An 18859-nucleotide genomic window follows, 5' to 3' on the forward strand; every position below is an offset into this window, starting at 1 on the left:
TGCTGAGTCTGGAGCAAGAGTCTGAGATTGACGGCGGTCTGCCTCTGCCGACTTGGGCTACTCCGGCCCGTGCCGGAGGGAGGATTTGAACCTCCACTGGAACCGCGCCTTCACGACAAGCTTCAGTTTCAGCTTGCGCTCCTCGCGCACCCAGGCCGCCTGAGACGGCGGCCGGGGAATCCATGGTCGGTCACCCGAAGAGGTAACCGAATACCGCATCACCCACCCGCTGGTCGGTGACCTCAGCGCCGTTGGCCTCCTCGCGGGCGAACTTCACGGCCTGCTGGAGCTTCTCGATCCGGTCCAGCAGTTCGTTGACGCGCCGCGCGGGCAGTGCCCCGGAGAACTTGACGGTCGTCCAGTACCCGACCGGGATGTCCTCGTAGTACACCTCGACCTGCGCCGGGTGCTTCTCGGTGGCCTCCGCCTTCACGTGGTTGCGGGGCACCTTCTTCGTGCGGAGCGTCCGGACCGGCTCGGTCTTCCAGGAGTCGGTCGACGGGTCCTGCACCCAGGACTCGGCCGCGTCCAGCACGGGCAGCTTGCGGACGAAGGTGTTGAGGTCGGTCAGCTGCTTCTCCAGGAAGAGCAGATACGACACCGGCACCTCGCTCACCAGCACCCGTCCTTCGACCTTCACATCGGCCCGGGCCGAGCAGTTCGCCCAGTCCTTCGTGGCGGTCACATCGAAGAGGCGGGTCAGCGTGGTAGCGGTGTCCCGCAGCACGTCCTCGGCCTTGACCTGGACCAGCGTCGACTCGGGCGGAAGCTGTTCGCCCTCCTCGTCCTTCGGCTGGTAGGTACGGGAGATCCCGGCCAGCAACGCGGCCTTCTGGAGGCCGTGGTGGGCCGCCGTCAGGTCCTGGTGCGCCTTGGACTTGACGCCCTTCTCCACTGCGATGATCTGATTGAGTTTCGCCACGTCGAGGACGCTAACAGGGCCAACGCCCTGGTGGCCAAGGCTTTTACCGTACGTAGTGGGGGTCGTCGTCCCCGGTGGAGTCCGGGATGGAGTCACCTGCCAGCAGAGCTCCGAGGGCGGACACCGGGTCGGGGTCCGGGGACGCGCGCGGCCACCAGTCGTCGGCGCCGGGGTCGGATTCGTAGCCGTACCAGCGCATGTCCTGGCCGAAGCGGAGCTGGAGCGAACCGGCCGGGTGGGTGAGGTGGTTGCGCCAGGGCGTGAAGCGCGGAAAGCCGGCGGCGGCGAGCGCGGGCCGGGCCCGGTCGAAAGGGCCGGCCGGTGGATCCCAGGGCGTTTCCAGGACCGCCAGGCCCTCGGCCTCGCCCTGGCGCCAGGCGGCGACGGCGCGGGCCAGGTCGGTGGTGGTGCGGCCGGTGGCGTAGGCCAGCTCCCGGTAGAGCGCGCGGGTGGTGGCGGTGAGCCCGGCGGTTGGGCGCGCGGCGGCGAGGCGGACGGCGTCCTGCCACGCGGTGAGCCCGGCCAGCGGGTCGCGGCCGGTGGTCAGCAGGGCGTGGGCGCGGGCGGCCGCGTCGGTGGCGAGGTGGTCCAGGCCCAGTGGGTCGCGGGCGCCGGGCAGGTCCGGGTACGACGGTGGCTGGCCGGGGTGCGGCGGTACGGGGAGGGGCGCGGGGAGCGGGGGCAGGAAGCGCGCGGCGAAGGCGTCCTGCGCCGCGACGGAGGGGGCGGCCGGGGCGGCGGGGCGCTCGCGGGCGGAGTGTTCGGCGTTGCGCCGGGCGAGCGCGTCCAGCAGCTCGCGTTCGCCGCGGCCGCGCATCAGCAGCAGGACGAACGGATCGCTGTCGAGCAGCAGCGCCGTCTGGAAGCAGAGGGCGGCGACATGCTTGCAGGGCCGCCCGTGGTCGGGGCAGGTGCAGCTGGGGTCGAGGTCGTCGGCGGCGGGCAGCAGCCGGACCCCGGCCTCCTCGGCCGTACGGGCCAGGGAGTGCGGCATCTCCTTGGCGAGCAGCGCGGACAGGTGGCCGGGCCTGGCGGCGACCGCGTCGAGCAGTGCCTCCCAGCCCGGGTCGGCGAAGGTGCGCAGGCGCAGCTCGGCGCGGTAGGGGCGGGCCCGGCTTCCGTGCACATAGGCGACGACGCGGCCCGGGGTGACGGTGATCGCGGCGACCTGGCCGTCGTCGGCGTACGCCCGGCCGCGGGCGAGGCGGGCCTCGTCCATCGACAGGGACTCCAGCGCGTCCACCCAGGCCCGGCCCCACCAGCTGTCGGCGAAGGGCTCGCCCTCGGCGGAGGTGCGGGCGGGCACCGCCTCGAAGGTGCGCCGCAGATCGTCCGGGCCGATCCGGGCGCGCGGGGCGGATCTGCGGGCGGCCGGTCCGGTGGTCGGGCGCGGGACCGGGCGCGGGCTCATCCGGGGACTCATGCGGGCCTCCGCAGCGATACGAGGTCGGCGAGGTCCCGGTCGCTCAGCTCGGTCAGGGCGCTCTCGCCGCTGCCGAGCACCGCGTCCGCCAGGGCCCGCTTGGACTCCAGCAGCTCGGCGATCCGGTCCTCCACCGTGCCTTCGGCGATGATCCGGTGGACCTGGACGGGCTGAGTCTGGCCGATGCGGTACGCCCGGTCGGTGGCCTGCTCCTCCACGGCCGGGTTCCACCAACGGTCGAAGTGCACGACATGGGCGGCGCGGGTGAGGTTCAGGCCGGTGCCGGCCGCCTTGAGGGAGAGCAGGAAGACGGGGACCTCGGCGGACTGGAAGCGGTCCACCATCCGCTCCCGCTCGGGCACCGGCGTGCCCCCGTGCAGGAGTTGGGAGGGGATCGCGCGGGAGGCGAGGTGCGCGGAGAGGAGCCTGGCCATCGACACGTACTGGGTGAAGATCAGGACCGAGCCGTCCTCGGACAGGATCGTGTCGAGCAGTTCGTCGAGGAGGGCGAGCTTGCCGGAGCGGCCCGTGAGCCGGGTGGGCTCCTCCTTCAGATACTGCGCGGGGTGGTTGCAGATCTGCTTGAGCGAGGTCAGCAGCTTCATGATCAGACCCCGGCGGGCGATGCCCTCGGCCGCCTCGATCTGCGCCATCGTCTCACGGACGGCCGCCTCGTAGAGCGTGGCCTGCTCACGGGTGAGGGAGACGGGGTGGTCGGTCTCCGTCTTGGGCGGCAGCTCGGGGGCGATACCGGGGTCGGACTTCTTGCGCCGCAGGAGGAAGGGGCGGACCAGCCGGGACAGCCGCTCGACCGCTTCCTCGTTGCCGAGGCCGGCGGCGGTGTCCGTGTTCTCCACGATCCGGGCGTGGCGGGACCGGAACGCCTTGAGCGGGCCGAGCAGTCCTGGGGTCGTCCAGTCGAGCAGCGCCCACAGCTCGGAGAGGTTGTTCTCGACGGGCGTGCCGGTAAGGGCGACCCTGGCCGGGGCGGGGATGGTGCGCAGCGCCTTGGCGGTGGAGGAGTGCGGATTCTTGACGTGCTGCGCCTCGTCGGCGACGACCAGGCCCCAGCTCTGCTCGGCGAGTTGGGCGGCGCTGGAGCGCATCGTGCCGTAGGTGGTGAGGACGAAGCCGCCGTCCGGATCGCTCAGGGTGCGGTCCGTGCCGTGGAAGCGGCGCACGGGGACGCCGGGGGCGAACCGGTCGATCTCGCGGTGCCAGTTGCCGAGGAGGGAGGCGGGGCAGACCACGAGGGTGGGCGAGGGGTGCGCGCGGTGCAGATGGAGGGCGATGAGGGTGATCGTCTTGCCGAGGCCCATGTCGTCAGCGAGGCAGCCGCCGAGCCCGAGCGAGGTCATCCGGTCCAGCCAGGCCAGGCCGCGCAGTTGGTAGTCGCGCAGGGTCGCGTCCAGGCCGGGCGGCGGCGCGATCACCGTGTCGTCGGCGAGGATGCGGGTCCGGAGCGCGGCCAGCGCCCCGGCCGGGACGGCGTCCACCCGCTCGCCGTCCACCTCCGCGCTGCCGGTGAGGGCGACGGCCAGCGCGTCCACCGGATCCAGGAGCCCCAACTCCCTTTTCCGCGCCTTGCGTACGAGGGCGGGGTCGACGACCACCCACTGGTCGCGCAGCCGGACCACCGGACGGTGGGCCTCGGCCAGGAGATCCATCTCGGCCTCGGTCAGCCGCTCGTCGCCCAGGGACAGCTGCCAGTCGAAGGTGAAGAGGTGCTCGGCGTCGAAGAAGGACGTGCCGTCGGTGGCCGATCCGGGCGCGGGCCGCACGACGGCGGCAGCGGTGAGCGAACGGGCCAGCTCGCGCGGCCAGTGCACCGCGACCCCGGCGGCGGCCAGCCGGGATCCGGCGTCGCTCAGCAGCTCGTACAGCTCGTCCTCGGTGATCGCGAGCACATCGGGGACCGGCTGCCCCAGGAGTCGTTCCAGCGGGGCCCAGACACGGGCGGCGCGGCGCAGCGCCAGCACCGCGTCGACCTGGGAGCGCGGCCCGAACGGCTCGCCCGCCCCGGCGTTCCACAGGGTCGCCGCGTCCACCACGTAGGTCGGGTCGGCGAGGCTGTGGACCTGCACGATCGCCGCGGCGGCATGGCGGACCGCCGGGTCGTCCGCGTGCTCGGGCCGCGCGGATCCGTCGGCGGCCTCCGCCTCCTCGCGGGCGGCGGTGACCGCGTAGGTGTCGGCGGTGTCGAACAGCTCGTACGCGGAGAGGTCCAGGCGCAGCGAGACCCGCACACCGGCGTCGAGGCCCGAGGCGACCTCCACGGCCCAGGCGGCGGCGTGGGGCAGATGCTGGGCCTCGCGGGCGGCGAACGGCGCGCCCATGGCGAACGCGGCGGCGGGCGTGCGCGGCAGCGTGTCGGCGACGGCGTCCAGGAACGCCCCGGTCAGGGACTCGGGGTCGGGCAGCCGGGGCGGATCGGAGCCGGGGACCGGCACCGCGTGCCCCTCGGGCGGCAGGGCGGCGGCGACCGCCCGCAGATGCGCGATGTCCTCGGCGTCCCGCGGACCGGCCCGCCAGGCGTCGTGGCCCTCCGCCGTGAGCCCGGGCAGGAGCCGGCCGCGGGCGACGAGCCGCAGGGCGTGCAGCGCGGCCGCACCCCAGCAGCGCGTGGCGGGGTGGGCGGACGCCTGCTGCCGTGCCCGCACGAGCAGGGGCAGCGCGTCCGCCACGGAGAGCAGAGCGGCGGGCGCCTCGGTGGTGCGGACGCCCCCGGGGCCAGCGGCCGGGTCCGGCCGGACGACCGTGAGCCGGGCGGAGGTGTACGGGACGGATTCGGGGCGCGCGGTGGCGTCCGCGTACGCGAAGGATGTCCCGCGCCGCTCCCGCGCACCGTCGTCGTACACCGGGCCGGTGCCGGTGCCGGCGTCTGCGGCTGCCTCTGCCTCTGCGTCGGTGCCTACGTCGGTGTCCGCGTGGGGATCCCAGAAGGCGACGCGGCCGTCCCTGGGCACCGGGCCGGGCAGGAAGACCGCGGCGCAGCGCAGCAGGCGGCCGACGTCGGCGGTCCGGGGCGCGCCGCCGGTGTCCCGCGCCTCGCCCTCACGGGTCCATGCCGTCATGCTCACTCCTCCTCCCACCCGATCCACGGATTCCGGTCTCCGTCGGCACGGATTGTGCTGACTCCGCGAGTCTAGGCGGGAGGTCTGACACCGCGGACGCCCACCGCATCACCCCAGCTCAGCAGCAGGGTGGCCGGTCGGGCACACGTGCTGCTCCGCGCATGGGCCCGCCACGCTCAGTGATGGGCGAACGGTTGCTTCGAGGAGGACCGTGCGGCGGGAGCGGGTGCGACGGCCGGTGCGGGAGCGGCGACGGGTGCGGGAGCGGCGACGGGTGCGGGTGGAGCGGTCGGTGCGGGTGGGGCGTCCTGCGCAGTGGGACCGGTCGGCTCTTCGGCGGGCGAGTCCTCAAAGGTGGGTTCTTCGGGGGTCGAGAGCTGCGCCGCCACCAAGGCGATCACCAGTTCCTGAACCATGACGGCCCCCTGGGAGGAAAGGCGGCGGACCCATACGGAACCACAGACCACATAGCGCCCTTTACGGCTTTATGCCCCATTTGGCCGTATGGAACGCCGGGCGAACCGCACCGCTCGCCCGGTCGGCCGCGCACGGGATGCCGGTGCCGCCCCGGCCGGGCAGGGTGACCAGCGCCAGCACGTCTTTTCGACGTACCGATTTCGCCGGACGAGCACCGGACGAGCAGACGAGGACCCGCCCATGTCCGTGACCGCTACCGTTCCCCGCCGCCGACGCCGCCTGGCCATCGCCGCCGGAGTCACGTTCGTCGCCCTCGCCGCCACGGGCTGCTCCGGGCTCGGGCGCACCGCGGTGGGCCCGGTGACGTACACGACGGAGCGCGAAGCGGTGATCCAGGTGAACAGCCCGTCGGTACGCGGCTGCCACCGGATCGCCCCGGCGGGGGCCCACGAGGTGGAGAACGGGACGCTGGTCGACGTGATCCTGTACCGCACGCGGGACTGCACGGGCGGCGGGACGACGTACGTGCCGACCCGGTTCAGCGATGTGACGGCACCGGGCAGCGGCCCGTGGCGCAGCTACAGCTTCGTCCACTGACGCGCGGACCCTCCGGGACGCGTGGACACCGGCACACGGACGCCGACGCGCGGAGCGAGGGGCGCTGTGCAGAGCGAGAAGCGCCGCCGCCGGTCAGAGCGCCGGGCGGACCAGCAGCCAGGTGCCGTCGTCCGTGAGGGTACGGTCCACCGCGAGCCCGGCCGCCGCGAGATGCCCGGCGAGGTCCTCGTCGGACAGCTCCCGCGACAGGAAGGTCTGCGTCCACCGCGCGTCGTCGAAGTGATACTCCGCGTGCACCGAGCGCACACCGTCGCCCACCGGATCAGCGGAGACGATCCGGACCAGGCCGCCGGACGGGTCGGTCCGCTCCCACGGCAGCTCCGAGCGGTGCGCCACGCCCTCGCGCTGGACGAGGACGATCCCGTCGTCCCGCACATGGGCTCGGCAGACCCGCAGCATTCCGTCGCGCACCCGGTGCTCGCCCGCGTGGACCAGGAACGAGCCGAGCAGCACCACGTCGAACCGCTCGTCGCCCAGGTCCAGCGACTCGATGGGGCTGCGCACCGTGCGCGCCCCGGCGATCTCCGCCAGCATCTCCGGCGACTCGTCCACCGCCGTCACCCGGAACCCGCGCCGCACCAGCGGGTGGGTCACCCGGCCCGCCCCGCAGCCCAGTTCGAGAATGCTCGCCCCGGCGGGGGCCACGCCCGCGATCACGTCCGGCTCCTCGCCGACGGCCAGCCGGCGATACAGCTCCACCGCGCACCCGTCCGGCGTGATGGCCCCGGGACCGGTCCCCGCGTACCCCTCGCGTACCAGTGATTCGCCCATGCGGGAGGAACGAGCTGTCGCCGGGTGCGGTTCCCCGCCCCGTCGGTGTTCCGTCCGCCGCCGGTTGGGTCCATGCTGGTGAGTGAGGTGATCGCCATGCGTACGGGCAGTGAACCCGCGACCGCCCGCAGTCCCCTCCGGATGCGGCTCTGGCTGAGCCTGTGGGGAATGGCCTGGGCCCTGTTCGGCCTGGTGGCCTTCGCGCTGAACGGGCGGCCCGGCTGGGCGGCGGCCTGTGCGGTGGTGCTGCTGCTCGCGGTGGTGGACCTCTGCGTGATCACGTACCGCATGCGCCAGGGCCCGCACTACCAGCCGGGCCGTGACGTTCCGCCGTACGAACCGGACCACGGCGACGGCCGCCCACGCCGACCGGGTGGAGGGCGGACCGACGGGCGGCCCTGAGCGGGCCCCGCGCCCCCTCAGTCCCGCTCGTCGAACTTCGCGGCCCGCAGGTACTCCGGCTTCGGATCCAGCGCCGCCGCCAGGCGGAAGTGCCGGGTCGCCCGCTCCGGGTTGCCGGACCGTTCGAAGGTGCGGGCCAGGGCGAAGTGGGCGAACGCGTTGTCCGGCTCACGCTCCAGCACGAGCTCGAACTCCAGCTCGGCGGGGCGCAGTTGGGCGGCGGCGAAGAAGGAGCGGGCCCGGAGCAGCCGGGCGGCGGTGTTCTCCGGGTGGGCGGCGATCACCGAGTCGAGCAGCTTGATCGCGCCCCGGGGATCCCGGGCGTCGAGCAGGTGCTCGGCCGCACGGAAGTCGATGACATCGGTCTCCGGGTTCCTCTCGGGCACGGCCCAGTCCTTCCCTCTCCTCACGCGCTCCTCGCGCGTTTCCACCATCCGCTTCCTCGCGCGTGTCCAACGCCCGCACCGGCTCCGGTATTCCGGCCGGGACGTCCCCGTACCCCCATACTCAGCCGGTGGCGGCGGCCCTGCGGACCAGTTCCTCCCAGACCGCGCGGACCTGCGCGTCCAGCGCCTCGCGCGGCCCGTCGTTGTCCACGATCAGATCGGCGACGGTCCGGCGCTGCTCGCGGGTGGCCTGGGCGGCCATCCTGGCACGGGCGTCGGACTCCGTCATTCCGCGCAGCGTCACGAGCCGGTCGAGCTGGGTCTCGGCGGAGGCGTCGACGACCACGACCAGGTCGTAGAAGGGGGCGAGCCCGTTCTCGGTGAGGAGGGGGACGTCGTGGACGACGACGGCGTCCTCGGGGGCCGCCCGCTCCAGTTCGGCGGCGCGGGCGCCGACCAGGGGGTGGACGATCGCGTTGAGGGCGGCCCGGCGGTCGTCGTCGGTGAAGACGAGCGCGCCGAGCGCCGGGCGGTCCAGGGTGCCTTCGGCCGTCAGGACGCCCGGCCCGAACTCCTCGACGACGGCCGCGAGTCCGGGCGTCCCGGGCTCGACGACCTCGCGGGAGATCCGGTCGGAGTCGATGAGGACGGCGCCGTACGAGACGAGCAGCCGCGACACTTCGCTCTTGCCGGCGCCGATGCCGCCGGTCAGGCCCACTTTCAGCATGGGCCGCAGCCTACGGGCCGGCCGGGGGCGCTCAGCCCTCGCCCTCCCGCTCTGCGAGGAACCGCTCGAACTCGCGGCCGATCTCGTCGGCGGACGGCAGGTCCACCGGCTCGGCGACGAGGTTGCCGCGCGTCTCGGAGCCGGCGACGGCGTCGTACTGGTGCTCAAGGCCCTCGACGAGGGAGACGAGCTCCTCGTCGCCCTGGCCGATCTGCCGGTCGATCTCGGTCTGGGTGCGGTGCGCCTCGGTGCGCAGGGAGTGCGCGAGGGCGGGCAGCACCAGACCGGTCGCCGCGGTGATCGCTTCCAGCGCGGTCAGGGCCGCGTCCGGGTAGGCCGAGCGGGCCACGTAGTGCGGTACGTGGGTGGCGACCCCGAGGACGTCGTGGCCGGACTCCATCAGCCGGTACTCGACGAGGGCCTCGGCGGATCCGGGCACCTGGGCCTCGTCGAAGGGGCTGCGGTGGCCGGGCATCAGGTCGGTGCGGTTGCCGTGCGGGGTGATGCCGACGGGGCGGGTGTGCGGGACGCCCATCGGAATGCCGTGGAAGTTCACCGCGAGCCGGACGCCGAGGCGCTCGACGATCTGCTCGACGGCGGCGGCGAACCGCTCCCACTCCACGTCCGGCTCCGGGCCGGACAGCAGCAGGAAGGGCGCTCCGGTGGCGTCCTGGACCACCCGGACCTCCAGGGTCGGGGCCTCGAAGGACGCCCAGCGGTCGCGCCGGAAGGTGAGCAGGGGGCGCCGTGCGCGGTAGTCGACGAGCCGGTCGTGGTCGAAGCGCGCGACGACCTGGTGCGGCAGCGTCTCCAGCAGGCCGTCGACGATCTGCTCGCCGGTCTCGCCCGCGTCGATGTAGCCGTCGAAGTGGTAGAGCATGACCAGGCCGGCCGATTCCTGCGCCAACGCCATGTCGACGACGGCCAGGCCCTTCGGCTCCCATTCGTACAAACTCTGCGGATCAGGCACGGTTACCGCTCCTCCTCGTGTTCCTAGGCAAGAACACGACCGGCGGTACGGGCATTCCCCGCACTCCGATCTTTCCCCGCCGAGGACGGGTCACGGCGCGTCAGCCGCCGGTGCCGCACTGGTGGTTCACCGCTTACGGCAACACCGTCACCGGCGGCAAGGGGCTGACCGACATCGCCGTCACCCCCCAGGCATCCGTATACGCGAGTGAGGCCCGCCCCCCGAAGGGGACGGGCCTCACCTACCGCTCTACAGCTCTACCGCAGCCGATGAGCCGCCGGGGTCAGAGCCTCAGCTCTGGCCGCCCGCGAGCTTCTCGCGCAGCGCGGCAAGGGCCTCGTCCGACGCCAGGGCGCCGGAGTTGTCCGCCGACTCCGAGGAGTACGAACCGCCGCCGCCACCGCTGCCGCCGGAGGCGGCCGGAGCAGCGCCGGCCGGGGCAGCAGCGCCCTCGGCCGCAGCAGCCTCGTCGGCCTCGCGGGACTTGATGACCTGGGCCTGGTGCTGCTCGAAGCGCTGCTGCGCCTCGGCGTACTGGGTCTCCCAGACCTCGCGCTGCGCCTCGAAGCCCTCGAGCCAGTCGTTGGTCTCGGGGTCGAAGCCCTCGGGGTAGATGTAGTTGCCCTGGTCGTCGTACGACGCGGCCATGCCGTACAGCGTCGGGTCGAACTCGACCGAGGCCGGGTCGCCGCCGAAGGACTCGTTGGCCTGCTTCAGCGAGAGGCTGATGCGACGACGCTCGAGGTCGATGTCGATGACCTTGACGAAGATCTCGTCGTTGACCTGGACGACCTGCTCCGGGATCTCCACGTGGCGCTCGGCCAGCTCGGAGATGTGGACCAGGCCCTCGATGCCCTCGTCGACGCGGACGAACGCACCGAACGGAACGAGCTTGGTGACCTTACCCGGGACGACCTGACCGATCTGGTGCGTCCGGGCGAACTGCTGCCACGGGTCTTCCTGCGTCGCCTTGAGCGACAGGGAGACGCGCTCGCGGTCCATGTCGACGTCGAGGACCTCGACGGTGACTTCCTGGCCGACCTCGACAACCTCGGAGGGGTGGTCGATGTGCTTCCAGGACAGCTCGGAGACGTGCACGAGACCGTCGACGCCACCCAGGTCCACGAAGGCACCGAAGTTGACGATCGAGGAGACGACGCCGGAGCGGACCTGACCCTTCTGCAGGGTGGTGAGGAACGTCTGGCGAACCTCGGACTGGGTCTGCTCGAGCCAGGCACGGCGGGACAGGACCACGTTGTTGCGGTTCTTGTCCAGCTCGATGATCTTCGCCTCGAGCTCCTTGCCCACGTAGGGCTGGAGGTCGCGGACACGACGCATCTCGACGAGCGACGCCGGGAGGAAGCCACGGAGGCCGATGTCGAGGATGAGACCACCCTTGACGACCTCGATGACGGTACCGGTGACGATGCCGTCCTCTTCCTTGATCTTCTCGATGGTGCCCCAGGCACGCTCGTACTGAGCGCGCTTCTTCGAGAGGATCAGGCGGCCTTCCTTGTCCTCCTTCTGGAGAACCAGGGCCTCGATCTCGTCGCCGACCTTGACGACCTCGTTCGGGTCGACGTCGTGCTTGATCGAGAGCTCGCGGCTCGGGATGACACCTTCGGTCTTGTAACCGATGTCGAGGAGAACCTCGTCCCGGTCAACCTTGACGATGACACCGTCAACGATGTCGCCGTCGTTGAAGTACTTGATCGTCTCGTCGATCGCCGCGAGGAACGCGTCCGCGTCGCCGATGTCGTTGACCGCAACCTGCGGAGTGGTGGCGGTGGTCTCGGTGCTGCTCGTCATGTGGGAAAGGGCTCCGGTACGGACAGAGAGTCGTAGGTACTGCTACGCCGAAAGCCCGTATCGCCTCTGCAGAAGCCGGACAGCCTGGAAAGCGCGCAATCCGTTTCCGGAGAGACGCCTCGACAACCGAGGGGACATGCAACAGACGCGAGCGCGGCCTGCTAGGTCTGAGGCGCGCAGGCTCGCAGCGCAACTTGTAGCATACGGGGGCAGCCGGACAGGGTCAATGCGCGAAGGCGCACACCCGGGGCACATCGCCCCAATCCCGGCACAACTCGTGTTCTCCGAGGCCACATCGGCCCGAGAACACTACGGCACTGCGCCGCGGACGCGCGTTCGTACCCCCGGGGTACGCCCCCTGGTACGGACCGCGCGCGGCGGGTGAAGGCAAACTACAACGACGGGCACGATGAGCCAAGAGATCCACGAGGCCTACTCCTCGGAACCCGGAGAACCCGCAGAGTCCCCGGAGCCGGAAGCCACCCGCCGGGCGGCGGACGAGGCCGAGAGCAGCCGGGCCAGCCGCGGCTGGTGGGACCGCAACGCCGACGAGTACCAGAGCGACCACGGCGGCTTCCTGGGGGACGACCGCTTCGTCTGGGGCCCGGAAGGACTGGACGAGGCGGAGGCCGCGCTGCTGGGGCCCGCCGCCCACCTCAAGGGCCTCGACGTCCTGGAGATCGGGGCCGGGGCCGCCCAGTGCTCGCGCTGGCTGGCCGCCCAGGGCGCCCGCCCGGTGGCGCTGGACCTCTCCCACCGCCAGCTCCAGCACGCCCTGCGGATCGGCGGGGACGTGCCCCTGGTCGAGGCGGACGCGGGCCGGCTGCCGTTCCGGGACGCCTCCTTCGACCTGGCCTGCTCCGCGTACGGGGCGGTGCCCTTCGTCGCCGACCCCGTCCAGGTCTTCCGCGAGGTCCGCCGGGTGCTGCGGCCCGGCGGACGCTGGGTGTTCTCCGTGACGCACCCGATCCGCTGGGCGTTCCCGGACGAGCCCGGGCCCGAGGGCTTGTCCGTCGCCGCCTCCTACTTCGACCGCGTCCCCTATGTCGAGCAGGACGAGGCCGGCGACGCCGTCTATGTGGAACACCACCGCACGCTCGGCGACCGGGTCCGGGACGTGGTCGCGGGCGGTTTCCGGCTGGTCGACCTGGTCGAACCGGAATGGCCCGCCTGGAACAACCAGGAGTGGGGCGGCTGGTCCCCGCTGCGCGGCAACCTGATCCCGGGCACGGCGATCTTCGTCTGCGAGCGGGACTGACCGTCTTCCTCTGCCGGCGGGACTGATCGTCCGTACCGGAAGCGCCCGTACGACACTGGGGGCGTGATCCGTACCGAAGCCCTGGACCGCCTGCCCGTCCGCACCGCCGTGCCCGCCCTCCGGGGCGCGCTCGACGACCGGGGCGTCGCCGTCCTGTGCGCCCCGCCCGGCACCGGCAAGACGACGCTCGTCCCGCTGGTGCTGGCCGGGCTCACCGGGGACGGGCCGGTGCGCCGGGTCGTGGTCGCCGAGCCGCGCCGGATCGCCGCGCGGGCGGCGGCGCGGCGGATGGCCTGGCTGCTGGGCGAGCGGCCCGGCGAGCGGGTCGGCTTCACGGTGCGCGGCGAGCGCGTGGTGGGGCGGGAGACTGTGGTGGAGGTCGTGACCACCGGGGTGCTGCTCCAGCGGCTCCAGCGGGACCAGGAGCTGGCCGGGGTCGACGTGGTGATCATCGACGAGTGCCACGAACGGCATCTGGACGCCGACACGGTGGCCGCCTTCCTCCTGGACGTACGGGAGGCGATCCGGCCCGATCTGCGGCTGGTGGCGGCGTCCGCGACGACGGACGCGGAGGGGTGGGCGCGGCTGCTGGGCGATGCGCCGGTCGTCGAGGCCGAGGGGGTCTCGTACCCGGTGGAGGTCGTCTGGGCGCCGCCCGCCCGGCCGGTGAAACCGCCGCACGGGGGTGGGGCCTCCCCTGGTCGAGCGCAGCCGAGAGCTTGGGGAAGGGTCGATCCGGCGCTGCTGACGCATGTGGCGGCGACCGTGCGGCGGGCCCTGAGCGAGCGGGAGGGGGACGTGCTCTGCTTCCTTCCCGGCGTCGGGGAGATCGCGCGGGTGGCCGGGCAGCTCGCCGGGGTGGACGTCGAGGTGCTCCAGGTGCACGGGCGCGCCCCGGCCGCCGTGCAGGACGCGGTGCTCGCCGGGTCCTCGGAAGGGCGGCGGGTGGTGCTGGCGACCTCGGTGGCGGAGTCGTCGCTGACGGTGCCGGGCGTCCGGGTCGTCGTGGACTCGGGGCTCGCGCGGGAGCCGCGTACCGACCATGCCCGGGGGCTGAGCGCCCTCACGACCGTACGGGCTTCGCAGGCGGCCGGGCGGCAGCGCGCCGGGCGGGCGGGGCGGGAGGCCCCGGGAGCGGTGTACCGGTGCTGGGGCCAGGCCGAGGACGGGCGGCTCGCGCGTTTCCCGTCGCCGGAGATCAAGGTCGCCGACCTCGCGGCGTTCGCCCTCCAGGCGGCGTGCTGGGGCGATCCGGATGCCTCCACGCTCGCCCTGCTGGATCCGCCGCCCGCCGGGGCGATGGGCGCGGCCCGGGAGGTGCTGGAGGCGATCGGCGCGGTGGACGGCGGCGGCCGGGTCACCGACCGGGGCGTACGGATGTCCCGCCTCGGGCTGCACCCTCGGCTGGCGCGGGCCCTGCTGGACGGGGCGGCGGAGGTCGGGGCTCGGCGGGCGGCGGAGGTGGTGGCGCTGCTGAGCGAGGAGCCGCCGAGGGAGTACGGGGACGATCTGGCGGCGGCGCTGCGGACCGCCCGCCGGGGCCAGGACGGGTACGCGGCGCGCTGGAAGCAGGAGGTGCGGCGGCTGTCGGGCCAGGTGGGCGGGGCGAGCCCCGGCTCCGGGAAATCGCTGGGCGCCGGGGCCGCGCCAGGCACGAGCGCGGGCGTGGGCGCGGGCACGGGCTCCGGCTCCGGCTCCGGGGCCACGCCCGGCTCCCGCTCCGGCACGGGCACCGGCTCCGGCACGGGCACCGGCCCGGGCTCCGGGGCCGCGCCCGGCTCCGGCTCCGGCTCCGGCGAGAGTCGCTCCGATGATGCCGTCGTCGGTCTCGTCGCCGCTCTGGCGTTCCCGGAGCGGGTGGCGCGGGCCCGGGGCGACGGGGCGTTCCTGATGGCGTCGGGCACGGGTGCGGAGCTGCGGGAGGGGTCGCGGCTGCGCAGCGCGCCCTGGCTGGCCGTGGCGGTCGCGGACCGGCCCTCCCACGCGGCCTCCGCGCGGGTGCGGCTGGCGGCGGTGGTCGACGAGGACACCGCGCTGCTGGCCGCCGGGCACCTGCGGGTGCGGGGCGAGGAGGTCCGCTGGGTGGACGGCGAGGTGGTCGCCCGGTCCGTGGACCGGCTGGGGGCCGTGGAGTTGACGGTACGGCCGCTGAAGCAGCCCGACCCGGAGCTGGTGCGCGGGGCGCTCGTGGAGGGGTTGCGGCGCGAGGGGCCGGGGCTGCTGCGCTGGAACCGGGACGCCGAGCAGCTGCGGTCGCGGCTGGCGTTCCTGCACCGGGTGCTGGGTTCGCCGTGGCCGGACGTGTCGGACGCGGCGCTGCTCGCGGAGCCGGACGCGTGGCTGGAGCCCGAGCTGTCGCGGGCCCGGCGGCGGTCCGACCTGGGCGGGATCGACGCGGGCCAGGCGTTGCGGCGGCTGCTGCCGTGGGCGACGGGTGAGGCGGCCCGGCTGGACGAGCTGGCGCCGGAGCGGATCGAGGTGCCGAGCGGGTCGCGGATCCGGGTGGAGTACGGCGGGGAGCAGCCCGTCCTGGCGGTGAAGCTCCAGGAGTTGTTCGGGCTGGGCGAGACGCCCCGGGTGGCCGGGGTGCCGGTCCTGGTGCATCTGCTCTCCCCCGCCGGGCGGCCCGCGGCCGTCACCGCCGACCTGGCGTCGTTCTGGCAGGAGGGCTACAAGGCGGTGCGGGCTGAGCTGCGCGGCCGCTACCCGAAGCATCCATGGCCGGAGGACCCCGCGACCGTACCGGCGACGCGGTACACCTCCGCACGCCTCAAGCGGTCGTAGCACCGCACGCCTCGAGCGGTCGTAGCGCCGTCCGGTCAAGCGGTCGTAGCAGCGTCCGGCCTCCGTGACCGCGCCTCCAGCCACAGCGCGAGCGCGAGCAGCCCGATGCCGAGGCCGAGGAAGCCCCAGGGCAGGTACGAGGTGAGGAGGAGGACCAGGACGCGCTGGGACTTCACCAGGTCGACGGTGTCGACGATGTAGTCCTCGCGCATCTTCACATGGCCGGAGAACGCGGTGACGGTGTCCTCGGACATGCCCATCTTCCTGGCGTTGCGCAGCTCCTCGGTGTGGGTCTCCTCGCCGTTGACGGGGGCGCCGGTGACGGGGTCGACCCAGAACATGCGCTTGGTGGTGTACCAGCGGGTCATGCCGGTCTGCGCGATCTGCTCGGCGGTGACGCCCTCGATGGGCGTGACCGGGGGGCTGCGGGATGCTGTGCGGTGACCGTGCGATCCGGCGGGGTCAGGGCTTGGTGGCCGCGGGTGTCTCCGTCGGGTCCGGTGTACCCGTCTCGCCCGGTGCCGGCTCCTCCGGCGCCTTGACCGTGAGTTCGATGACGACCGAGGCGCCGCCCTCGGTGGTGAGGCGCAGCAGGTACGTGCCCTCGTTGTCGTCGGCGAAGATCTCCGGGAGGCGCAGCTGCCCCTCGGCGTCCGTCGTCAGCGTGGTGAGGGTACGGACCGGCTTGCCGTCCGCGTCCTTGAAGTACGGGCCCTTGTCGTTGTCGATGATGCCCAGGCGGTCCTTGACCATGGTGGCGGTGACGGCCACTCCGGCCGCGACGTCGTCCTGGTAGGTGGCCTTGACGGTGACGGCGTCCGCGAACTTCTCGCCGGGGGCGGCGACGAGCGCCTTCTCGTCGGTCCGGGCGATCGCGTCGGCCTGGCGGGCGGTGACGGTCGCCGCGTACGTCAGGGTGCGCGGCCGGGCCGTGCCGGCGACGGCGGTCACGGTGAACTCCCCGGCCTTCTCGCCGGCCTGGAGCTCCGGCGCGACGGCGGTGCCGTCGCCCCCGGTCCGTACCGTGACGGACTTCTTGCCGCCGGCGAAGAGCGTGCCGGTCTTGCCGGTGACGGTGAAGGTGACGGGGACCTTGGCCATCGGGGCGCCGAGCGCGTTGCGGGCGCGGACGGAGACCCGCTCGTCGAACGTCTGGCCCGCGGTGGCGCGCAGCGGGCCGGTGCCCGCGTTCTCCAGGGAGCCGAAGGTCTCGGCCGGGGGCGTCGGCTTGGGGGTGGGCGGCTTCGGCTTCGGGCTGGTGGAGTCTCCGCCGCCGGGCTTCGAGGGGTCCGGGCTCGGCTTGCCGCCGGGCTTGGGCGGGGAGGGCTTCGGGCTCGGGGCGGTGCTCGGGCCGGAACCGGTGCCCGGGCGCGGGCTCGGGGAGGGGGTGCTCGGGGAGGAGGGGAGCGTGCCGGTGCCGTCGGGGATCTCGTGCGTACCGCGCTGGTAGTAGGAGAACCAGGAGCGGACCGTGCGCAGGTACTCCGTCGACCGGTTGTAGCTCAGCACGGCCTGGTCGAGGTCGGCGGCGAGGGCCAGATCGCGGTCGTTGGCGCAGAGGTAGCGGCCGGCGGCGAGCGCCGCGTCGTAGATGTTGTTGGGGTCCTTGCGGCCGTCGCCGTTGGCGTCCTGGCCCCAGGAGGCCCAGGTCGACGGGATGAACTGCATCGGGCCGACCGCGCGGTCGTGGACCGCGTCGCTGTCGTACGCCCCGCCGTCGGTGTCCTTGATCAGGGCGAAGCCCTGGCCGTTGAGGGCCGGGCCGAGGATCGGGGAGGTGGTGGTGCCGTTGGTGTCGACGCGGCCGCCGCGGGCCTGCCCGGACTCGACCTTGCCGATCGCCGCGAGGAGTTGCCAGGGCAGCCGGCAGGTGGGGTCGGTGGTCTCGACGGTCCGCTCGGCCTGCTTGTACGCGGCGAGGATCGACGCCGGAATGCCCGCTTCCGCACTGCCGGCCGCCGGGAGGTTGCTGGACGAACCGGGCTTGTCGGGCGTGACCAGGGGCGGAAGGTCCGTGTAGTAGGGCGAGTTGCCGGTGGCGGCGCCGTCGGTCTCGCCGCTCGCGGTGTCCTCGCCCGCCGCCTTCGGGTCGCCGCTGCCCGCGGATCCGTCGGCCAGGGTCGCCGCGGGCGCCTGCGAGGCCGCGAGCGCCGCCACGGCGGCCGCCGCGACCGCGGTGGTGGTGGCCCCCTTGCGCAGACGTCGGCGAATGTGCGCTGCCATATGTTCCGGTCCCTCCCCCTCGACGGCTGCTCGCGCTCCCCAGCGCAAGAACTCCAGCGACCCTACGACACCTTGTGTCGCCCAGGCACCGCGCGCTGACCGCTTCTTACTGTTTTCTCACGTTCGCGGGAGCACGTTGTCCTGCCGGTCACGGAAGGGTGCCCCGGCGGTCCTCCATACTTGCCGCCATGCCGTTCACGCTCAGTCATGCCGCCGCCGTGCTCCCGGCGATCCGCCGGAACGGGACGGCCCGGTGGCCGCTGTTGCCCTCGGCGCTCGTCGCCGGTTCGTTCGCCCCCGACATCACCTACTTCGCGGACACGGTGGTCCCCGGGGCGATGGAGTTCGGGTCCTTCACGCACACCTTCCTCGGGGTCGTCACGGTGAACGTGGCGATCGCCGCGGTGCTCGTCGCGGTGTGGGCGCTGCTGCGGGAGCCGCTGGTGGCGCTGTTTCCGGTACGCGTACGGGGCCGCGTCCACGCCTTCCTCCGGGGGCAGCGGTGGACGCGCGCCTCCTTCGGGCCTTCCGCCTGGCTGTGGTTCGCCGCCTCCGGTGCGCTGGGCGCGGCCACCCATGTGGTGTGGGACGCGTTCACCCACCACAGCCGGTGGGGCACGGAGCTGCTGCCGGTACTCAACCGCAGTGTCGGCGGCTTCCCGGGCTTCCAGTTGGTGCAGTACGGGAGTTCGGCACTGGCCCTCGTGGTCATCGGCTGGTTCGCCGCCACCGGGCTTCGGCGGACGCCGGCGGCGCCCGCGCCCGTGGAGGTGCCGGTGCTCGGCCACCGGGAGCGGCGGGGCGCGCTCGTCCTGCTGGCCCTGTGCGTGCTGGCCGGTGTCGTCCACCGGTGCGCCCGCTGGTACGCCCACTTCGGGCGGGTGGAGAGCCCGCTCGACATCATCCCCACGGCCTGCTTCGGCGCGGGCGCGGGGCTGGCGGCCGGACTGCTGCTGTACGGGGTGTGGATGCGGCTGCTGCGAAGGGGGACGCCGAGCCCGGAACCCGTACCGCAGGAGTCCGAGTCGCGTACGGGGGTGTCCGCCGGCCGGGATCGGTGACAGCAGGAGGGGCC

General features: G+C 73.4%; 15 protein-coding genes and 1 pseudogene. 5 read left to right on the forward strand and 11 right to left on the reverse strand.

Features of this window, described 5'->3' with window-relative positions; genetic code table 11:
- Positions 1 to 190: 190 nt before the first annotated feature.
- The 4 genes from ACFWM7_RS13285 to ACFWM7_RS13300 form a co-directional block, all read right to left on the reverse strand.
- A complete protein-coding gene (locus ACFWM7_RS13285; RefSeq protein ID WP_383259435.1) occupies positions 191 to 922 on the reverse strand; it encodes a hypothetical protein in 732 nt (243 codons plus the stop codon).
- A gap of 43 nt (positions 923 to 965) precedes the next feature.
- Positions 966 to 2345 (reverse strand): SWIM zinc finger family protein, encoded by a 1380-nt coding sequence (locus ACFWM7_RS13290; protein ID WP_383259438.1) that lies wholly within the window; start codon positions 2343 to 2345, stop codon positions 966 to 968.
- Positions 2342 to 5419 (reverse strand): DEAD/DEAH box helicase, encoded by a 3078-nt coding sequence (locus tag ACFWM7_RS13295; RefSeq protein WP_383259441.1) that lies wholly within the window; start codon positions 5417 to 5419, stop codon positions 2342 to 2344. Before ACFWM7_RS13295 ends, ACFWM7_RS13290 begins: the two co-directional genes overlap by 4 nt.
- A gap of 176 nt (positions 5420 to 5595) precedes the next feature.
- Positions 5596 to 5835, reverse strand: a complete 240-nt coding sequence (locus ACFWM7_RS13300) for a hypothetical protein (RefSeq protein ID WP_383259444.1) — start codon at positions 5833 to 5835, stop codon at positions 5596 to 5598.
- 241 nt (positions 5836 to 6076) lie between these two features.
- Between ACFWM7_RS13300 and ACFWM7_RS13305 the strand changes: the two genes are divergently transcribed.
- Entirely contained in the window at positions 6077 to 6433 is a 357-nt protein-coding gene (locus ACFWM7_RS13305; RefSeq protein WP_383259446.1) for a hypothetical protein, read from the forward strand.
- Positions 6434 to 6526: 93 nt separating this feature from the next.
- On the opposite strand, the gene ACFWM7_RS13310 is transcribed toward ACFWM7_RS13305, so the two are convergent.
- Positions 6527 to 7225 carry a class I SAM-dependent methyltransferase gene (locus ACFWM7_RS13310; RefSeq protein WP_383259449.1) on the reverse strand — a complete coding sequence of 233 codons (699 nt, stop codon included), beginning with the start codon at positions 7223 to 7225 and terminating at the stop codon, positions 6527 to 6529.
- A 72-nt stretch (positions 7226 to 7297) separates the two neighbouring features.
- Between ACFWM7_RS13310 and ACFWM7_RS13315 the strand changes: the two genes are divergently transcribed.
- Positions 7298 to 7627, forward strand: coding sequence for a DUF6343 family protein (locus ACFWM7_RS13315; RefSeq protein ID WP_383259452.1), 330 nt, complete (start codon positions 7298 to 7300; stop codon positions 7625 to 7627).
- A 17-nt stretch (positions 7628 to 7644) separates the two neighbouring features.
- On the opposite strand, the gene ACFWM7_RS13320 is transcribed toward ACFWM7_RS13315, so the two are convergent.
- From ACFWM7_RS13320 to rpsA, 4 genes are all read right to left on the reverse strand, one after another.
- A complete protein-coding gene (locus ACFWM7_RS13320; protein ID WP_205082885.1) occupies positions 7645 to 8013 on the reverse strand; it encodes a tetratricopeptide repeat protein in 369 nt (122 codons plus the stop codon).
- A gap of 121 nt (positions 8014 to 8134) precedes the next feature.
- The gene (coaE, locus tag ACFWM7_RS13325; RefSeq protein WP_383259455.1) at positions 8135 to 8740 is read right to left on the reverse strand and encodes a dephospho-CoA kinase; all 606 of its coding nucleotides are present in this window, start codon (positions 8738 to 8740) and stop codon (positions 8135 to 8137) included.
- A 31-nt stretch (positions 8741 to 8771) separates the two neighbouring features.
- Entirely contained in the window at positions 8772 to 9710 is a 939-nt protein-coding gene (locus tag ACFWM7_RS13330; RefSeq protein ID WP_383259458.1) for a PAC2 family protein, read from the reverse strand.
- Between the two features lie 291 nt (positions 9711 to 10001).
- Positions 10002 to 11519 (reverse strand): 30S ribosomal protein S1, encoded by a 1518-nt coding sequence (gene rpsA / locus ACFWM7_RS13335; RefSeq protein WP_003969826.1) that lies wholly within the window; start codon positions 11517 to 11519, stop codon positions 10002 to 10004.
- Positions 11520 to 11928: 409 nt separating this feature from the next.
- Between rpsA and ACFWM7_RS13340 the strand changes: the two genes are divergently transcribed.
- The gene (locus tag ACFWM7_RS13340) at positions 11929 to 12777 is read left to right on the forward strand and encodes a class I SAM-dependent methyltransferase (RefSeq protein ID WP_383259461.1); all 849 of its coding nucleotides are present in this window, start codon (positions 11929 to 11931) and stop codon (positions 12775 to 12777) included.
- A gap of 63 nt (positions 12778 to 12840) precedes the next feature.
- On the forward strand, positions 12841 to 15561 hold the full coding sequence (locus ACFWM7_RS13345; RefSeq protein ID WP_383259464.1) for an ATP-dependent RNA helicase: 2721 nt from the start codon (positions 12841 to 12843) through the stop codon (positions 15559 to 15561).
- Between the two features lie 35 nt (positions 15562 to 15596).
- Here the strand turns inward: ACFWM7_RS13345 and ACFWM7_RS13350 are convergent.
- Positions 15597 to 15983: pseudogene (locus tag ACFWM7_RS13350) on the reverse strand (porin PorA family protein); the annotation flags it as partial.
- Positions 15984 to 16023: 40 nt separating this feature from the next.
- Positions 16024 to 17784: a lytic murein transglycosylase gene (locus tag ACFWM7_RS13355; protein ID WP_383259467.1), complete on the reverse strand. Its 1761-nt coding sequence runs from the start codon at positions 17782 to 17784 to the stop codon at positions 16024 to 16026.
- Between the two features lie 188 nt (positions 17785 to 17972).
- Here ACFWM7_RS13355 and ACFWM7_RS13360 point away from each other — a divergent pair, with 188 nt between their 5' ends.
- A complete protein-coding gene (locus tag ACFWM7_RS13360) occupies positions 17973 to 18845 on the forward strand; it encodes a DUF4184 family protein (RefSeq protein WP_383259470.1) in 873 nt (290 codons plus the stop codon).
- The last annotated feature ends 14 nt before the right edge of the window (positions 18846 to 18859 follow it).

This window comes from Streptomyces sp. NPDC058375, assembly GCF_042723425.1.
Lineage (GTDB): Bacteria > Actinomycetota > Actinomycetes > Streptomycetales > Streptomycetaceae > Streptomyces > Streptomyces durocortorensis.